Below are 15648 nucleotides of genomic sequence, written 5' to 3' on the forward strand. Positions count from 1 at the left end.
CATTGAAATGGCACTTCAAAGTAAGATGACAGTATACGTTGCAATAGCAGGAGTCCTAGCTATGATGGGAGGAATTGTTTACTATGCTAGTTTAGATAATGTTGAACTTGAACAAGCTGAAATTGAATTGGCTAGTGTGGAGTTAAGAGACATTAGTAAAATCAACAATCAAGCCAAATTTGATGTTACATTTTTAGTGAAAAATCCTAGTGAGAAGACATTTACTGTTTCGTTGATTGGATACCAGCTCTACGGAGACGGAAAACTATTGGGTTCAGGACAATACTCCACAGCAGATATTGCATTGCCTGGAAGAGCTGTATTTTATCCAGGTGCCGAAGTTCCACTGAAAAATACATTTGTTCTAAGCAAATCAGAAGTTAATTCAGATATTTATCAAGCAGCAATAGATAATAAAATTACAAGCTTCGAGGCAGAAGGAAGTCTAACCACTGAAACCTCTTGGAGCGTTACTGAGAAAGAATTCAAATCTGGAATCAAGTAAGTGGGCCGAGTGAGATTCGAACTCACGATCACCGCCGTGTCGAGGCGGTATCCTAACCAGCTAGACTACCGGCCCATTGAAGTATAAGGCCATGTGGTGGCATTATTAACGTTTAACAAAAGAAGGTATGAATACAAAGAAAAGGAGCCTAAAACTGTTGGAAGGTAATTTTACAGAGGAAGAAAAAAACGGATTTTACAAGGCCATTTATTCAAGAAGAGATGTAAGATCTCATTTTATCTCAAAACCAATAGAAGATAAAGTATTATCAAGAATTCTTCATGCTGCACACCATGCTCCATCTGTGGGATTTTCTCAACCTTGGAACTTTATTTTAATAAAAAATAAGGAGACAAAACAAAAGATCAAAGAATCATTTGAAAAGGAAAAAGAACGTTCCTCAAAACTAGTTGAAGAACCAAAAAAATCAAAATATCTTTCCTTCAAGTTAGAAGGGATTTTAGAATCTCCAATAAACTTGTGTGTAACTTATGATCCTACAAAATTTGGACCATTTGTAATTGGTAGATCTAGTATTCCAGAAGCAGGACTGTACAGTGTATGTTGTGCCATACAAAATTTGTGGTTATCAGCTAGAACTGAAGGATTAGGTCTTGGATGGGTTAGCATTCTATCAAACGATATCTTAAAAGAAGTTTTATCATTACCTGATCATGTTGTTCCAGTTGCATACTTGTGTTTAGGATATGTAGATGATTTTGCCGAAAAGCCAGATCTGGAAACCGTAGGATGGCTTCCAAGGTTAGATCTAAAAGATGTAGTATTTTTTGAAAAATGGGATACTAAAGAGAACAGTAGTTGGAAAAGCATAAGACAATTGCTAAATGAAAATCTTGATTACGCTTAAATAATTAAAGATGTTTTTTTTGCTGGGCTTGTGGCGCAGAGTCAATATGACGCGAAACATGGATAGCGTGGTAGCCTCCTAAGTTACAGGTCGAGGGATCGAAGCCCTCCAAGCCCGTTAAAATTAAAATCATATTCGAACTTAAATATAGAAATAATTTTTGTTAGGTATGAAAGTTGTAGTGATTTCAGGCAGTCCTAGAAAAAATGCCAATACTCAGATTATAATGAAATACGTTTACGAATATACCAAATTAAAAAATGAGAATACCAGTTTAATTAATCTCTCAGAAGGTCAAGTTGAATGCTATAGGGGCCCTGATGAGGATTATAACGAGGCTACAAGATTTGCAGCAAAAGAGATAATGGATGCAGATGTATGGTTGATAGGCTCACCAATATACAATTCTTTTTTCAGTTCAGCGTTAAAGAATTTGTTTGAATATGTAAGTTACAAAGAAACGGCAGGCAAAGTAGCTGGGATGGCAATTTTAGCTGCTGGTAACATTGGTTTTATTGATGTTCAGACATTATTGACGCAATTGTTATCATACTTTAGAGTTATAACAAATCCTAAAGCGGTGTTTCTAACAACTGACACAATCACTGAAGATTTGATTTCAGATGAAGATGCAAAAAATAGATTAAAAGAAATGGTTGATGAGACATTGAAAATTGCAGAGAAATTGCAGAAAGATTAGAAGGCAAATAGAATACAGATCAATTTTTTGAAATAAAATACAGAATATGAAGTAAAAAAGAAGTATTTTATGAAATTTGAGTTAAATCTTCTAAAACAGATAAAAAACGAATAACTAGTTTGATTCAGACAACATTAACTCAAAAACATCAAAATCAATATTTTATACAATGTGTTGTTACGATTTGATAACATGAAAAAGGATCCAATCGAAGTATGCTCATGTAAATGCCATTTTGGTGGTGCCGTAAGTTGTCCAAGATGTAAGGAAAATCATGAATCACATTCATGTTGTCATTGTAAAATTTAGAATTATTTGCTCTTATTCTTTCGATCAGCTGCAAGCATTTTGAGATTAGCCAATTCAGTCTTGAGGGACTCAATTTGAACCAGTGTCTGTAGATTTGAAATTTCTTGGTTTAGTCTTTCAATTTCACTATCTTTTAGTTTGACAGATTCTTTTAGAGTATTAAGTTCTGAGGATAACTCACCCTGAATTTGTTTTATTTCTGACAAGCTTACTTGGTCAGCAGCAACAGTTGTAGTCTGAACTGTTTGAGTGCTACTCAAGCTTTTTTTTTCGTAGGTAGCAGCGTGTTCTGAACCGTGCTTGTGCATATAATCAGTGCTCTTTTGAGATAACCAGCACATTATTGCTAGAAACCATGTTATAGGAACTGCCATTATAAAGACAAAGTCCAAGATTGGGGCAAAGTCTACAAAATAGGGCCATAATCCTGTCAGAATAGCAGCAAATACGGCTGTTACTACGGTTGCCAGATGGTTTCCCAAATATCCCATGATTACCAGAAAAATTCATTATTTATAACAGTAATGCTGATACCCACGCTTTGAAAATAATTAAAAAGAAAAGGGAGCTAAGGTTGTTGTTCGTCGTCATCAGGGGTGGCAGCGGTTTTAGGCATGTCTGATTGCAAGATTTGAATTTTTTGTAATAGTTCAGTTCTTAGATCTCTTGCAACTCTTCTTACGGTTGGTCTTGGCACACCAAGTTCGTCAACCACTTTTGTGTAGATATCTTGTTTGTCAGTTACCCCTTTGTCAAGATAAGAATTAATTGCTTCTTTAATGATCGTGCTTTGGTTTGTACGATTCAACGAAATCTAAACTTTAAATCTTCTATATAACACTATAACTTTAAACATTTTTTACAGAAATTTATTTTGGAGAATAACATAAAATAAAAATTCACTTAGTTGATGCAGACTTTTTTAACGAAGAACGTACAGAAAGCTGTGAATTTTTCAAGATTTAATAGGAAAATTATTTCCAGGTTTCTTTTCACAAAAGACTCATATGATAAGATGGTTGTAAAATCGTATGACAACTGCTAATATTGAAACTAGTTTTGGAAAAATTTCTTTTAAGCTTCTTCCAGAACTTGCACCTGAAACAGTCAGAAACTTTGAGAAACTGGCCAAAGAGGGATTTTATGATGGAACATTATTTCACAGAGTAATTCCAGGATTTATGATTCAAGGTGGAGATCCAAACACGAAAACTGACAATAAAGGTTCATGGGGAATGGGTGGACCTGGATACAATGTAAAAGCTGAGTTTAGTTCCAGATCACATTTACGAGGAATTGTTTCTATGGCCAGAGCACAAGATCCAGATAGTGCAGGATCACAATTTTTCATTGTTACAACAGATAGTACATTTCTAGATAGACAATACACAGTATTTGGAGAAGTAACTGAAGGAATGGATGTAGCAGACAAGATAGTAAATCTTCAAAGAGACGCCAATGATTGTCCTTTAGAAAAAGCACCAATGCTACGTGTAACCATAGAATAAATGAACCTGAAAATTCTTTCAAGTTTTTTCATTTTTACTCTTATCTTAGCAGTTCCACAAGCCTATGGACAATCAGAATCAGGAGAAAAAATTAACCATGAATTGTTAGAGGTTACCATAAAATCTGATGGAAAAGTTAACGTTGTGCACAAAATCAAAAATCTAAACGAGCCTGGAGTTTTAGATTTTGTAAATGGGACCGTCTCCAAAGTCAAAGTAACCAATCAATTGGGAATGACAGAAACGTTTGAAATGACTAGTCAAACCAATGGTCTTCCAATCCTTGAAGATCAAGGAAAACTAACTATTGAATATGAATTGGCTGATGCCTTAGCAATGACAGATAATGTTTGGACATTAAACTATCGATATCTTGAGACGACAGTTTTTGTATTACCTGAAAGTGTAGAATTTTTGCTTGTAAATGACAGACCGTTATATCTGGAAGAAGAAAAAAGATTTGTGTGTCACGGATGTCAAGTAATTTTAGAGTATTCAATAAATGAACCTGAAACTATTGAACAAGTTACTTGGGAAGAAAAAGAATTTGATGTAACTATTAGTAGTTTCACGACAATTGAAAATCTTGAGTTTAGTCAACCTGAGAAAAAAATAACTTTTACAACGAGAGACGATAAACAATTTGTTACACTAGTAATCCCCTTAGAATTATTGTGGGGGCCTTACATTGTACTACTTGATGAGGAAAAGATTCCTTTTCATGAATACAAAAACAATGGAACACATTCTTGGCTTAACATTAAACCAAATAGCATTGGAGAGATTGCAATTGTTGGAACTACGGTAGTTCCAGAATTTTCGCTATTTCTACCCCTTGCAATTGGATTTATGGTAATCATAATGGTTCCACTAGTAAGAAAAATTAATCTCCACTAGATCCACAAGAACAGAAACCATATTCATCAATTCTTACATTACAGACAGGGCATTTTTCTCCATAGTCTACTTCCCATGGTTCTTTGCCGAAGAGTTTGTAGTGATCATCAATTTCAATGGGTATTTCTCGCTTCTTTTCCAATGATTTGTATAGGATTCAAAACTATACATAGATTATCGGAAAATCATGAAAATTGCTTGTGGATGTCATTGTATAAAATGCAAAAGTACTGATCTAGAATCAAACAGAATTGGCGAAATTGAAAAAGATGGCTATTTTGACATGCATCATACTTGTAATGTGTGCAATACGCACTTTGATCACCTCGATGGAGAGATTTTCTCAGAATGCAAAATATGTAGATACTCTAAGAGTTGACAACGAGGGCATTTTTAAGGAAATAATGAGCAATATTCTCATCAGAACTTTTCAATAGTTCTTTACTAGATGCCATTTTTGCTAGGATTTTTGATACATCTAAAGGACTTGTAGCCCAACCATATTCATGAAGTTGTTGAACCGTTTCAGTTACAGTCTTTGGAGAATCAAAAAATTTACTTGTTTTTAGAATTTGTAGTTTTGATTTTATTTCATTGATTGGGATATGTTTTGGTTCATTAAATTCAGGTTCAAATGCCTCAGCATCATCCAGATAGTCAAGAGCGAATTGTGCTTTAGATGAATTTTTTATTGAAGCATCATGGTGGTTATAATCATGTGTAACAGCAGAAGAGTTTTCAGGCAAATATTGTATCAGATTTTTAATTACATCATCTAGGGTACTGTTATCTACATAGAAATCTCTAGAATCGACTTCAATTTCATTTTCCCCAATTTTGAGCTTAATTCTGGCCAATGTGTAATTATGATATAGTTTTGATTTATTTTGTTAGCTCTAAGTAGGTTTAAGATTAGATTAAAAAGTTTACACAATTTATTTGAATTTTTTTCCTTTTAGATTAAAACGTAAATTTAAAAAAATTGTTCATGGAAACATCCAAAAAAGTTGGAATCTTTGTACTGTTTGTACTAGGTATCAGCATTTTTGGATATTCTCAATACGCTTCTGCCTCACAAATCGAAGTCAGCATTACAGAAAGTGAATTACTTGATAAAACAGAAAAGAGTTCAAATTATAACATAGAGTTACAATTTGAGAATCCATCATTGCTAATATTGAATGCAGGAGAAACTGAATTTTTTGTTATTGCAAACGAGAGAATGGTTGGTAAAGGTACACTAGAATCATTTACCTTAGAACCATTAAGCAAGAGTATGGTGAAAGGAAATTTTCACACAAATTCTCAAGATAGTGATAATTCACAATCACTAAAAATTACAGGTGTGACAAAATATGATGTATTATTTACTTCCATTGATGTGCCATTTGTTTATTATCCAACAGAAGAACAAGCAAGGGAATTTATACATCAAGAGTAGTTTTTTCTCAAATGCTTACAGTTTTTGGATCTACAGCATTAGACACCATTAGAACTCCGAAAAAAATTTTGAGAAACGTTTTAGGAGGAGCCGCAACATTTGCAGCAATTTCAGCTAGTAATTTTGTAAAGACAGGATTAATCGCTGTTGTTGGAAGTGATTTTCCCAAGCAGTATCACCAAACTATGGCAAAATTTCTTGATTTGCAAGGTCTTGCGATCAAAGACGGGAAAACCTTTCGTTATGATGGAAGTTACGATAATACTCTAAGTATGAGGTCTACTTTAAAAACAGAGTTGAACGTACTTGCAGATTTCAAACCTAAAGTTCCTGAAAATTATAAAAAATCTCAATTTGTGTATCTTGCGAATAATGATCCTGAACAAAATATCTCACTGATTAAAGAATTTGATAGTGTTAAATTTTCCATGTGTGACACGATCGATTTTTGGATATCAACTAAACGAAATTCGGTGATTAAGATGATAAAAGCTGTAGATGCAGTTGTCATAAATGACGAAGAAGCTAAAATCCTAACAAAAGAATTCAATTTGATAAAATGTGCCAAGAAGATGATGGAATGGGGTGCAAAATATGTAATTATAAAGAAAGGAGAGCACGGTTCTCTGATGTTTTATGACGACGTAATTTTTCCAACTGCAGGTTTTTCATTGGAAGATGTTGTGGATCCAACGGGTGCAGGAGATTCTTTTGCAGGTGCAATGATTGGTTATCTTGCAAGTAAAAATTCTACCAGATTATCAGAAATTAAAAAAGCTGTAGTATATGGAAATGTGTTAGGATCTTTTGCAGTTGAAAAATATGGTATAGATGGATTAGTATCTCTTAAAAAAACAGATATCAAAAAGCGAATTAAGACGTATGAAAAAATGATCCGATTCTAAAAAGACTTAAGTTCATTTATTTTACAATCTGATTTAACAATGACAAAAATATCTGAGAAAGATGAAGATAGATTAGATGAGATATTTAATCTACAAAAAGGTCTTTCAACAATGATGAAATTAGATAGATATCCAAAAGATGTCGAAGGAAGAATTTCAGCTTTGTGTACTGCAATTATACATGAGGCAGTAGAACTACAGAGAACTACCAATTGGAAATGGTGGAAGATTCCCACCGAGTTCAATGAATCAGATGCACGGGAAGAATTGATTGACATATGGCATTTTGTAGTGCAAGCATCACTTGAATTAAATCTCGAACCAGATGATATTGTGGAGGAGTACAAAAAGAAAAATGAAATTAATCGTGAAAGGCAAAGAAATGGGTATTAGTTAATTTATTTTTTTAATGATTTGTTCAAAATTAGTTTCATTGGTCAAATTTACAATGCCAACATTTTGTTGAAAATGTTTGATTTGAATTTCAGACACGGTTAAGTATGGATCGGGACTTGTGGAACCGATAATTCTTTTGTTTTCATCAATTCCGTTTTTATGTAATTTAAGTAGTGAGTGACCAGCTTTGTGACCCCATACTTCTTTACCACAAAGAATTAGAGTAGTGACGTTTTGATGCTTACTAAGATATCGGATAATTGAGTCAATTCCCTTATTTTCAGAGAGTAGCCTTCCTGCAATAGATATTTGGCTCATAATTTCTGAATTTTGGAATTTTTTTAGTAGATTTATGCTGGAAAGGGTGCATACTGCTAATGATGCTTCAGGATTTCCATGGTATGATTCTTCAGGGATGGGAAGGATGATCTTGCAAAGAGTGCCAATTGCTTCTTCTAATGCGTTCATAATATTTCATGAATGATTTTGGAAATAAATTTGAGATCTTTTTGAGAGACTTTCGGATGTATAGGTAAAGAGATAACACTTGATGCTGCCCAATCAGTAACAGGTAAAATTGCATCTTGTTTGTAAAACGGTGTCTTATGAATGGATAGAGGGTAATATGCTGCTGCGCCAACATCTTTTTTGTGTAAAATGTTCAAGAGTTTATTTCGTTTTGGGGTTGTAATTGTATAGAGATACCAATTAACGTTTTCATGTTTTCTAGGATGATATACCTTAATGTCCAAATCTGAAAGATATTTTGAAAGTATTTCTGCATTTTTTTTCCTTGAGTTTAAGAATTTGGGAAGTTTTTTCATTTGTGTTGTTCCTATTGCAGCATTAATTTCAGGCAACCTCAAGTTTAATCCAAATATTTTAGTGTCATATCCATGAACCATTCCATGATTACGAATCATTAATAATTTATCTCGTAATTTTTTATTGTTTGTTGTAACAAAGCCACCTTCACCAGAAGTTACAACTTTGGCAGGATACATGCTGTAACATCCCATATCAAAAAATGTCCCAGTATGTTTACCTTTGAAAGTTGAACCCAAGGATTGGGCGGAGTCTTCAATGATGGAGAGGTTATGTTTTTTTGAAATTTCAGACAGTCTTTCTACATGTGCAACATTGCCATACAAGTGAACTGGTATGATGACTCGTGTTTTTTTTGTAATTTTTCTTTCAACATCATCCGGATCAATTGTAAAATTATCTTTTAAAATATCTACAAAGATAGGTTTTGCCCCAGTAGATACAACTGCATTTGCGGTTGCTACAAATGTAAAGGAAGGTATCAAAACCTCATCACCTTTTTTGACATCTAGTGCATGAAGAGCAGCTTGCAATGCTGCAGTGCCAGAATTAACAGCTATAACATATTTTGATTTTACAAAGGAAGCAACAGATTTTTCAAATTTCTGGACATGTTTTCCTCCTAAATTTGCAGAAGATGTCAAATTACCATGTCTTATAATAGAGGTTACTGCAGAAATTTCCTCTTTTCCCATAATGGGGGTATTAATTACAATTTTCAACAGTAAATCTGCTTATAACTAGTCTATAAATCTCGTCTGATATACATGAATTTTTATATTTCACAATTTGGCTAACGGCATAATGAAATCACGACATCTAGAAAATAAAGATCCGGGTTACAAAGTTTTTCTGTATATTTTTTATGTTTGTGGATTCATTATGGCTTCATCTCTTGTTTATGGAGTATATGTTACTACGATAGAATGGATGGAAAATGGTACATATGTGATGGGAGAGGCAATTCACAACACAACAATTCCTTTTGAGAACTTTGCACGAGTTTCAACATGGATATTTTTTTCTACTATAATTGGGTGGTATTGTGTATCTAGGATAGGATGGAAGAGAACTGCAGGGAACAAAATAGTTGGTGCAAGGATGGCATTATTGCAATTAATGCTTCTGGGATTTTCAATAATTACACTCTATGAGGTATTATACAATTTTACTGTACTCAATGCACAGATTACAGCAGGAACAATCAATGGAATGGTACCAGACATAGATAGATTATTAGTGGCATATCCTGATCCTGATAGACCGTGGAATTTAGTTTTTGCAACTAAGGTATTTCTTGCAGCTTTTATCATTAGCACTCATGCATTTTACTTGAGTATTAAACCCAGAAAAATTTTAGAAGATGAATGATATAACACGATAAGATAAAATTCTAAAACCTTTTTCTACTATTAGCTATTAAGTCTAATGTGGGATTATTTGGATCTAACTCCAACAAATTAAAATGTAAAAAATGCGGTACAATATTTCCTGATTCAGATAGATTAAAGAAACATGGCGAAAAAGCTCATAATAAAAAAAAGGAAAAATGTAGAATTTGTGGAACTGAATTTAACACAACTGATGATTTAAGAAAACATAAGAAAAATTGTAAGTAGAAGATTTGTTTTAGTTTAATTGAAAATAAGGTATTGTTTGATTTTATCTTCTAAGTGCTTTCTCAATTGATTCAAGATTAGCAATTTCGTTTTTTGAGTTCATTGTTAGAATTTTTGTTATTTCAGGACCTTATTGAACTGACTAAGGTAATGTTTCTAAAAATTTTTCTAGTCCTTTCTTATAATTTTGTATTAATTCTAGGCCATCTTCAAGAGTCATAAAAGGCATTATTGTACCTACTATTCAAAGGTTGAATTTTTTTCAAGATAGAATAACTTTATAGGGTTACGTCTCAAAATTTGGTTTGATTTGGACATTACAGAAAAAGTTGAACTTGTCGAGAAATCACCAACTGAAGAAGTGGTTACTCGTGATGAATTGATTAACTTATTCCAAACAAATTCATCTCCTAAACATTACATTGGTTTAGAGATATCAGGTTTTCTTCACCTAGGTAGTTTGATCAGTACTGGGTTTAAGATAAATGATTTTGCAAAGGCAGGTGTAAAATGTACTGTCTTTCTGGCTGATTGGCACACTCTAATTAATGATAAATTAGGAGGAGATTGGGAAGCGATTTCAAAGGTTTCTAAATATTATCATGATGCTTTTAAGATTGTATGTCCGGAGGCTGAAATAGTATTAGGATCAAAACTATACGAAGAAAAAAGAGAATATTGGTCTGAACTTGTTAAGTTTACAAAAAATATGTCTCTAGCAAGAACTATGAGAACTCTTACAATAATGGGCCGTTCTGAAAATGAAGAAAAGATTGAACTTGCCAAGTTGCTATATCCTCCTATGCAAGCTGTCGATATCCATTCTTTAGATGTAGATATAGCTCATGCGGGAATGGATCAGAGAAAAATACACATGTTGGTAAGGGAAGTTTTCCCTAAAATGAACTGGAAAGTTCCAGTTGCAGTCCACCACAGATTATTACCAGGTTTAACAAAACCTAACAACAATAATGACTCACAGTTAGGAAAAATGAGTAAATCAGATCCTAATTCAGGTATCTTTATTCATAATACGGATAACGAAATAAAGAAAAAAATTAACAAAGCTTGGTGTGAGGAAACAAATATTCAAAATAACCCATTATTAGAAATTGCACATACAATAATTTTCCATGAATTCAAGGAAATTAACATTGAAAGACCTGAAAAATTTGGTGGCAATATTTCCTACAACAAATATGAGCAATTAGAGAAAGATTTTTCTGAAAAGAAACTACATCCGGGAGATTTGAAACAAACAATTGGAAATTATTTGATTAAAGTAATTTCTCCTATAAGGGAAAAACTAGATCTAAATGAAGAAATACAGAATGCAATCAAGAAAAGTTATTGAACTTCAGGATTAGGATTAGTTTGCTCTTCTAAATTATATTTAGATTTGTACCCTCTAGGATTAATCATTAAATCTTTGTATGTATAGGTAGATGAGTTTCCGATAATAACAGTACTGATCATTCCGAGTTCGTCTGAATAATTTGGTAAGTTTTCTAGATCTGTCATAACGACTGTTTCAGATTCTCTAAATGCGCCCTTTATTATTGCAACAGGAGTTGTGGGCTTTCGGTATTTTAATAAAATTTTTCTAGTGTCCTGAAGTTGATGAATTCTTTTTTTGCTGGCGGGATTATAAATTACAATCACATAATCACCTTGAGCAGCGGATTCAACTCGTTTTTCAATAACTTCCCATGGCACCAACAGATCACTCATGCTGACAACTGCAAAATCAGTCATTAATGGAGAGCCAATTATTGATGCACATGAATTTAGAGCAGACACACCAGGAATAATTTCTACAGATAAGCCATCAGTAGGATTCCATCCCGTTTCAGCTAGTGTTTCATAGATTAATCCAGCCATACCATAAATTCCAGGATCTCCGCTAGACACAAGTGAAACAATTTTTCCAGATTTTGCAAGATCAATACACTGATGGGCTCGTTCAACTTCTTGGGTCATAGCATAACGATAAATGGTTTTTCCTTCTATAAGATCTTGGACTAGATTGACATACGTTTCATAACCCACAATTGTATCGCTTTCCGAAATCACTTCCTTAGCTCTGAATGTCATATGATCATGGTGTCCAGGTCCAACACCTACGATGTAGAGTTTACCAGTCAATTTAGTAAAAATCTTTTTTCAAGTAATTTATCCCTTTAGTAAATTGATGAGTTATACTAACCAATATATCAATAAAGAGAAAAATTACAATTAAAAAATAATTTAATTGATTTTAGCAAGTTGAAATGTATCATGTAATGCTTTTACAGCTTTATTTGTATCAGAATTTTTTACAACAAATGCCAGATTAAGTTCAGATGAACCTTGAGTAATCATGGATACATTAATTCCTTTTTTCTCAATCGTACCAAAGACTTTAGATGCAACACCAACAGTACCTCTCATTCCAGATCCAATTAATGCAATAATTGCAACATCGGTAGTAACTTCTAATTTTTTAATTATTTTTCCTAACAAATCCATTTCCAATACATTAACTGCTTTATCAAGATCAGAATTTTTTACAACTATGGTAATACTTGATTCAGAAGGATTTTGTGAAATCATCATTACATTAATTCCAGAATTAGCAAGAGTGGCAAAAATCTTTGCAGCAGTTCCCGGAGTTCCTATCATACTGCCACCTCTAATATCAATTAGTCCGTTATGCTGTACATTACTTACACACTTTACAGTATTTTTAAAAGAAGATGAAGGTGAAATAGTCACAAGAGTACCTTGATTATCCATGTTGAAAGAATTTCGAATTTTCATGGGTATTTTTTGAGACAAGAGGGGTTCGAATGTACGTGGGTGTATTTGCTTTGCTCCAAATAATGCCATTTCAATAGCTTCTACAAAAGAAACCTCTTTGAGTACTTTAGCATTCTTAACGATCTTTGGATCAGCTGTCATTAGGCCATCTACATTACTCATTAACCAAATTTCATCTGCTTTAATACAAGAACCAATAATGGTTGCAGAATAATCAGATCCGCCTCTGCCAAATGTGGTTATGTGTCCGTGTTGATCTGCACCTGTAAATCCACCTACAACTGGAACTATGTTTTTTGAAAATAAAGTTTCAATTGTTTTTAGAACCCTCAATCTAGTAGTATCCATAAGAGGTTTTGATTCTCCAAATACAGAATCAGTTACAATTCCAACTTCTTTACCAGTCAGAGGAACAGATTTTTTTCCAATATCATTGATTGCTGCTGAGATTAGTTTCATTGACAATCGCTCACCAAAGGAACTTAGATAATCCATAGATCTAGAAGTAACTTCGCCGAGCAGAACTATTCCGTCAATTAATGCAAGAAGTTCTGAAAAATCTTGATCTAGTTTGGATAATAATTTTTTTTGTAAATTAGGTTTCTTGATGGTTTTCGTGGCTAATTGTTTATGTTTGTTAATAACTTTAGATACTACTTGTTCTGCTTTGGATTTGTCTTCATTTCTGATTAAATCAGATATTTCTAGTAAATCATCAGTTATTCCATGAACTGCTGAACAAACAACAGTAACCTCATTTTTTTTAGATAATAGACGAATATTCTTAGCAATAGTTTGAATATCTTTTACAGATGAAATTGACGGTCCGCCATATTTTACAACTAATCTCAATTCAAAATATCTGAAATAGTTAATCTTTAAATGCTTTAACTTTCCACGCGTGGAGCCAAATAGAAATGAATTCTTCCTATATTTGCCACTTTAAATTCAATTCTAAGAGGTTTTGCACTGGAAAATTCACAAGTAATAAAACCAGCTGTGCTTCCTACTGCTTTTACCACAGGATTTAGGTATTCAAGGCTGTAGGTACCAGTACTGTCTTCTTGCGAAGTAATCTCTTCAATGTTATCATCATCTTTTTCTAGATCAATTGTGACTTCACCAGAATCACCTTTGCCTGAAAAATTTGCATTAGAACCAGATGTATTGATTGTTAAATAATCAGATACAACTTGTACATCGCCAAGAATCTTGTCAAATTTGGAAGAAGAAAGTATAATCTTTGAGTTGTATGGAATCTTTGGCAACGGAGTGTCAGTTGCAGAACTTTCAATTAGACGCATTTTGTATTTTTTATTTTTTCCAACTGTTACAAGCAACATATTTTGATCAGATATACCTATCTCGATACTATCTTTTTTTTCTGCTCGCTTAATGAGTTTTGAAAATTCGTCAATTCTAACTCCAAATTTAATATCACTATCGCATTCATATTTTTCAAAGGCAGAATTAGGCCATGAAATGTCAATAAGAGCTACATGAGATGGATCCATTCCTCTAAAAGTTATTCCTTCTGCAGTTGCGACAAAAGTAGCTTCTTCAACCAATGTAGAGATTGCTGAAATTATTGCTTTCAAGTCGTCTGAACCGCTTGTTTTTGCTCCAAAAGTCAAATTAACTTACTTCACTCTCAGTTCAAGTTAAACGTTATGCGTAATTACGCCAAGTGTATTTACATTTTGTACAGCGATAAAATTGAGTCGTTGGTTCATCAGCACTTCTTGTTTGTAGCATCCACCACACTGCTTCATTGTGTCCACATTTTTCACATTCAATTTTTATTGTTGGTAAGGATTCTTCCCCTTCATTGCCTTCAAATACATTAAATTCATTGTTGGGAGATTCTTCAACAACACTTTTTTTTTCTTCGACAATCTTCTGTCCTTCAGTATACCCACATTTAGGACATTCTAACTCTGAGTTATTCTTTTTTAATTTAACCTCGCATTTGGGGCAAAACTTCAATCTAATTTACCTTGATTTTAGAATTAAACAATTGTTTTAACTCTTCTGCTTGCTTAATGGCAGAGTCGGTGGCTTTGTCAATTTCCCCTAGAGGTTTTCCGCTGGAATTAATTCTCATCCAGCATTCGTTCGTTAGAGGATGTTTTACGATAACGCCTGCAAACTCAATATTTGAAGCCTTCAGGAGTTCATGTTGGATAATATATAAAATTCCTATATCAGTCTCAGTGACTGAGAGGTTGATTTCTTTTGGTTCAGAGCTGATCACTTTGGCCTTCATGTATTCGGAAAAAGAACTTATTGTGGATATAAATCATTATGAGCGGTTAGAATGGCAGAAAGTAAGATTTCACAAATAGAACTAGTAAAATCAAATGACAAATACTCCCTAGATGATACAGTTGAGATTAATGTTCAATTTTCAATTGAAGGTGACCTTAGAAATGCGTTCAATGAGGCTAATTGGACAAAAGCATACAACAACAATGATGTTTCCTTCAAACTGAAATATGGCGTAAAATTGATGTCAGGAGGTTTCAGAAAAAAGGAGCTTGGCAGGACTATAGACACCTATAGAAAAGCCTCAATATTTTGGACAAGAAATCCAAAGTTAGTTAATCCTATGAAGGATAGACGAATATGGGTTCAAGTAGCCAAAAATTTTGAACCATTCATTAAACTTTCAGAAGAAGATGTTAGAAAAGAGCTATTTGATTTTAATGAAAAGTTTGCATTCAAGGCCTCAGATCTAGGAAGTGGAACACATAAGGTAACGGCCGAAGTTTTTGCATCCTGGCAGAAACATGATTACACAGAACCAGGTAATATTAAAAATAATTCTAGCGAAATTGAGGTCAACATCAATTAGGGATATAAAGAACTTTTTTGAG

23 protein-coding genes and 2 tRNA genes are annotated in these 15648 nt (G+C 33.4%); 13 read left to right on the forward strand and 12 right to left on the reverse strand.

Annotated features, from left to right (window positions below; all coding sequences use genetic code 11):
- The first annotated feature begins 7 nt into the window (after nt 1–7).
- Complete coding sequence (locus ACOQN3_RS10090) at nt 8–505, forward strand: hypothetical protein (RefSeq protein ID WP_420546322.1); 498 nt, start codon at nt 8–10, stop codon at nt 503–505.
- 1 nt (nt 506) lies between these two features.
- Here the strand turns inward: ACOQN3_RS10090 and ACOQN3_RS10095 are convergent.
- Nucleotides 507–580, reverse strand: a tRNA-Val gene (locus tag ACOQN3_RS10095).
- Between the two features lie 82 nt (nt 581–662).
- Here ACOQN3_RS10095 and bluB point away from each other — a divergent pair.
- The 3 genes from bluB to ACOQN3_RS10110 all read left to right on the forward strand — a co-directional run bounded on the left by bluB (nt 663) and on the right by ACOQN3_RS10110 (nt 2073).
- Nucleotides 663–1373: a 5,6-dimethylbenzimidazole synthase gene (gene bluB / locus ACOQN3_RS10100; RefSeq protein WP_420546638.1), complete on the forward strand. Its 711-nt coding sequence runs from the start codon at nt 663–665 to the stop codon at nt 1371–1373.
- Nucleotides 1374–1397: 24 nt separating this feature from the next.
- Nucleotides 1398–1490: transfer RNA gene (locus ACOQN3_RS10105), tRNA-Arg, on the forward strand.
- A gap of 52 nt (nt 1491–1542) precedes the next feature.
- Nucleotides 1543–2073 carry an NADPH-dependent FMN reductase gene (locus tag ACOQN3_RS10110; RefSeq protein ID WP_420546323.1) on the forward strand — a complete coding sequence of 177 codons (531 nt, stop codon included), beginning with the start codon at nt 1543–1545 and terminating at the stop codon, nt 2071–2073.
- Between the two features lie 311 nt (nt 2074–2384).
- On the opposite strand, the gene ACOQN3_RS10115 is transcribed toward ACOQN3_RS10110, so the two are convergent.
- Together ACOQN3_RS10115 and ACOQN3_RS10120 are read right to left on the reverse strand one after the other, a co-directional pair.
- Entirely contained in the window at nt 2385–2873 is a 489-nt protein-coding gene (locus ACOQN3_RS10115; RefSeq protein WP_420546324.1) for a hypothetical protein, read from the reverse strand.
- A gap of 77 nt (nt 2874–2950) precedes the next feature.
- Entirely contained in the window at nt 2951–3190 is a 240-nt protein-coding gene (locus tag ACOQN3_RS10120) for a hypothetical protein (protein ID WP_420546325.1), read from the reverse strand.
- A 223-nt stretch (nt 3191–3413) separates the two neighbouring features.
- On the opposite strand from ACOQN3_RS10120, the gene ACOQN3_RS10125 reads away from it, so the two are divergent.
- Nucleotides 3414–3890 carry a peptidylprolyl isomerase gene (locus ACOQN3_RS10125; RefSeq protein ID WP_420546326.1) on the forward strand — a complete coding sequence of 159 codons (477 nt, stop codon included), beginning with the start codon at nt 3414–3416 and terminating at the stop codon, nt 3888–3890.
- Nucleotides 3891–4787 carry a hypothetical protein gene (locus ACOQN3_RS10130; RefSeq protein WP_420546327.1) on the forward strand — a complete coding sequence of 299 codons (897 nt, stop codon included), beginning with the start codon at nt 3891–3893 and terminating at the stop codon, nt 4785–4787.
- On the opposite strand, the gene ACOQN3_RS10135 is transcribed toward ACOQN3_RS10130, so the two are convergent.
- Nucleotides 4774–4929, reverse strand: coding sequence for a hypothetical protein (locus ACOQN3_RS10135; RefSeq protein ID WP_420546328.1), 156 nt, complete (start codon nt 4927–4929; stop codon nt 4774–4776). The genes ACOQN3_RS10130 and ACOQN3_RS10135 overlap by 14 nt on opposite strands.
- Nucleotides 4930–5155: 226 nt before the next feature.
- Nucleotides 5156–5644, reverse strand: a complete 489-nt coding sequence (locus tag ACOQN3_RS10140; protein WP_420546329.1) for a hypothetical protein — start codon at nt 5642–5644, stop codon at nt 5156–5158.
- A gap of 131 nt (nt 5645–5775) precedes the next feature.
- Between ACOQN3_RS10140 and ACOQN3_RS10145 the strand changes: the two genes are divergently transcribed.
- Genes ACOQN3_RS10145 through ACOQN3_RS10155 form a run of 3 tightly spaced genes read left to right on the forward strand, consistent with a single transcriptional unit; the run spans nt 5776 to nt 7526 of the window.
- On the forward strand, nt 5776–6228 hold the full coding sequence (locus tag ACOQN3_RS10145) for a hypothetical protein (protein WP_420546330.1): 453 nt from the start codon (nt 5776–5778) through the stop codon (nt 6226–6228).
- A gap of 11 nt (nt 6229–6239) precedes the next feature.
- Nucleotides 6240–7133, forward strand: a complete 894-nt coding sequence (locus ACOQN3_RS10150; protein WP_420546331.1) for a PfkB family carbohydrate kinase — start codon at nt 6240–6242, stop codon at nt 7131–7133.
- A gap of 39 nt (nt 7134–7172) precedes the next feature.
- On the forward strand, nt 7173–7526 hold the full coding sequence (locus ACOQN3_RS10155; RefSeq protein ID WP_420546332.1) for a dUTPase: 354 nt from the start codon (nt 7173–7175) through the stop codon (nt 7524–7526).
- Here the strand turns inward: ACOQN3_RS10155 and ACOQN3_RS10160 are convergent, their stop codons facing one another.
- Entirely contained in the window at nt 7527–7997 is a 471-nt protein-coding gene (locus ACOQN3_RS10160; protein ID WP_420546333.1) for a tetrahydromethanopterin S-methyltransferase subunit A, read from the reverse strand. It abuts the gene before it with no gap.
- The gene (locus tag ACOQN3_RS10165; RefSeq protein WP_420546334.1) at nt 7994–9076 is read right to left on the reverse strand and encodes a DegT/DnrJ/EryC1/StrS family aminotransferase; all 1083 of its coding nucleotides are present in this window, start codon (nt 9074–9076) and stop codon (nt 7994–7996) included. The genes ACOQN3_RS10160 and ACOQN3_RS10165 overlap by 4 nt, the downstream gene beginning before the upstream one ends.
- A gap of 82 nt (nt 9077–9158) precedes the next feature.
- Between ACOQN3_RS10165 and ACOQN3_RS10170 the strand changes: the two genes are divergently transcribed.
- The 3 genes from ACOQN3_RS10170 (at nt 9159) to ACOQN3_RS10180 (ending at nt 11327) form a co-directional block, all read left to right on the forward strand.
- Nucleotides 9159–9725 (forward strand): hypothetical protein, encoded by a 567-nt coding sequence (locus ACOQN3_RS10170; RefSeq protein ID WP_420546335.1) that lies wholly within the window; start codon nt 9159–9161, stop codon nt 9723–9725.
- Between the two features lie 59 nt (nt 9726–9784).
- On the forward strand, nt 9785–9973 hold the full coding sequence (locus tag ACOQN3_RS10175) for a C2H2-type zinc finger protein (protein WP_420546336.1): 189 nt from the start codon (nt 9785–9787) through the stop codon (nt 9971–9973).
- Between the two features lie 310 nt (nt 9974–10283).
- Complete coding sequence (locus tag ACOQN3_RS10180; RefSeq protein ID WP_420546337.1) at nt 10284–11327, forward strand: tyrosine--tRNA ligase; 1044 nt, start codon at nt 10284–10286, stop codon at nt 11325–11327.
- Here the strand turns inward: ACOQN3_RS10180 and cobJ are convergent.
- From cobJ to ACOQN3_RS10205, 5 genes are all read right to left on the reverse strand, one after another.
- Nucleotides 11321–12118 (reverse strand): precorrin-3B C(17)-methyltransferase, encoded by a 798-nt coding sequence (cobJ, locus tag ACOQN3_RS10185; RefSeq protein WP_420546338.1) that lies wholly within the window; start codon nt 12116–12118, stop codon nt 11321–11323. The genes ACOQN3_RS10180 and cobJ overlap by 7 nt on opposite strands.
- A 102-nt stretch (nt 12119–12220) precedes the next feature.
- A complete protein-coding gene (locus ACOQN3_RS10190) occupies nt 12221–13624 on the reverse strand; it encodes an aspartate kinase (RefSeq protein WP_420546339.1) in 1404 nt (467 codons plus the stop codon).
- A gap of 35 nt (nt 13625–13659) precedes the next feature.
- On the reverse strand, nt 13660–14406 hold the full coding sequence (pcn, locus tag ACOQN3_RS10195; RefSeq protein WP_420546340.1) for a proliferating cell nuclear antigen (pcna): 747 nt from the start codon (nt 14404–14406) through the stop codon (nt 13660–13662).
- Nucleotides 14407–14440: 34 nt separating this feature from the next.
- Nucleotides 14441–14758: a transcription factor S gene (locus ACOQN3_RS10200; RefSeq protein ID WP_420546341.1), complete on the reverse strand. Its 318-nt coding sequence runs from the start codon at nt 14756–14758 to the stop codon at nt 14441–14443.
- Nucleotide 14759: 1 nt separating this feature from the next.
- Entirely contained in the window at nt 14760–15038 is a 279-nt protein-coding gene (locus ACOQN3_RS10205) for an RpoL/Rpb11 RNA polymerase subunit family protein (RefSeq protein WP_420546342.1), read from the reverse strand.
- Nucleotides 15039–15089: 51 nt separating this feature from the next.
- Between ACOQN3_RS10205 and ACOQN3_RS10210 the strand changes: the two genes are divergently transcribed.
- Complete coding sequence (locus tag ACOQN3_RS10210; RefSeq protein ID WP_420546343.1) at nt 15090–15626, forward strand: hypothetical protein; 537 nt, start codon at nt 15090–15092, stop codon at nt 15624–15626.
- Nucleotides 15627–15648 lie beyond the last annotated feature (22 nt).

This window comes from Candidatus Nitrosopumilus sp., assembly GCF_965223225.1.
GTDB lineage: Archaea > Thermoproteota > Nitrososphaeria > Nitrososphaerales > Nitrosopumilaceae > Nitrosopumilus.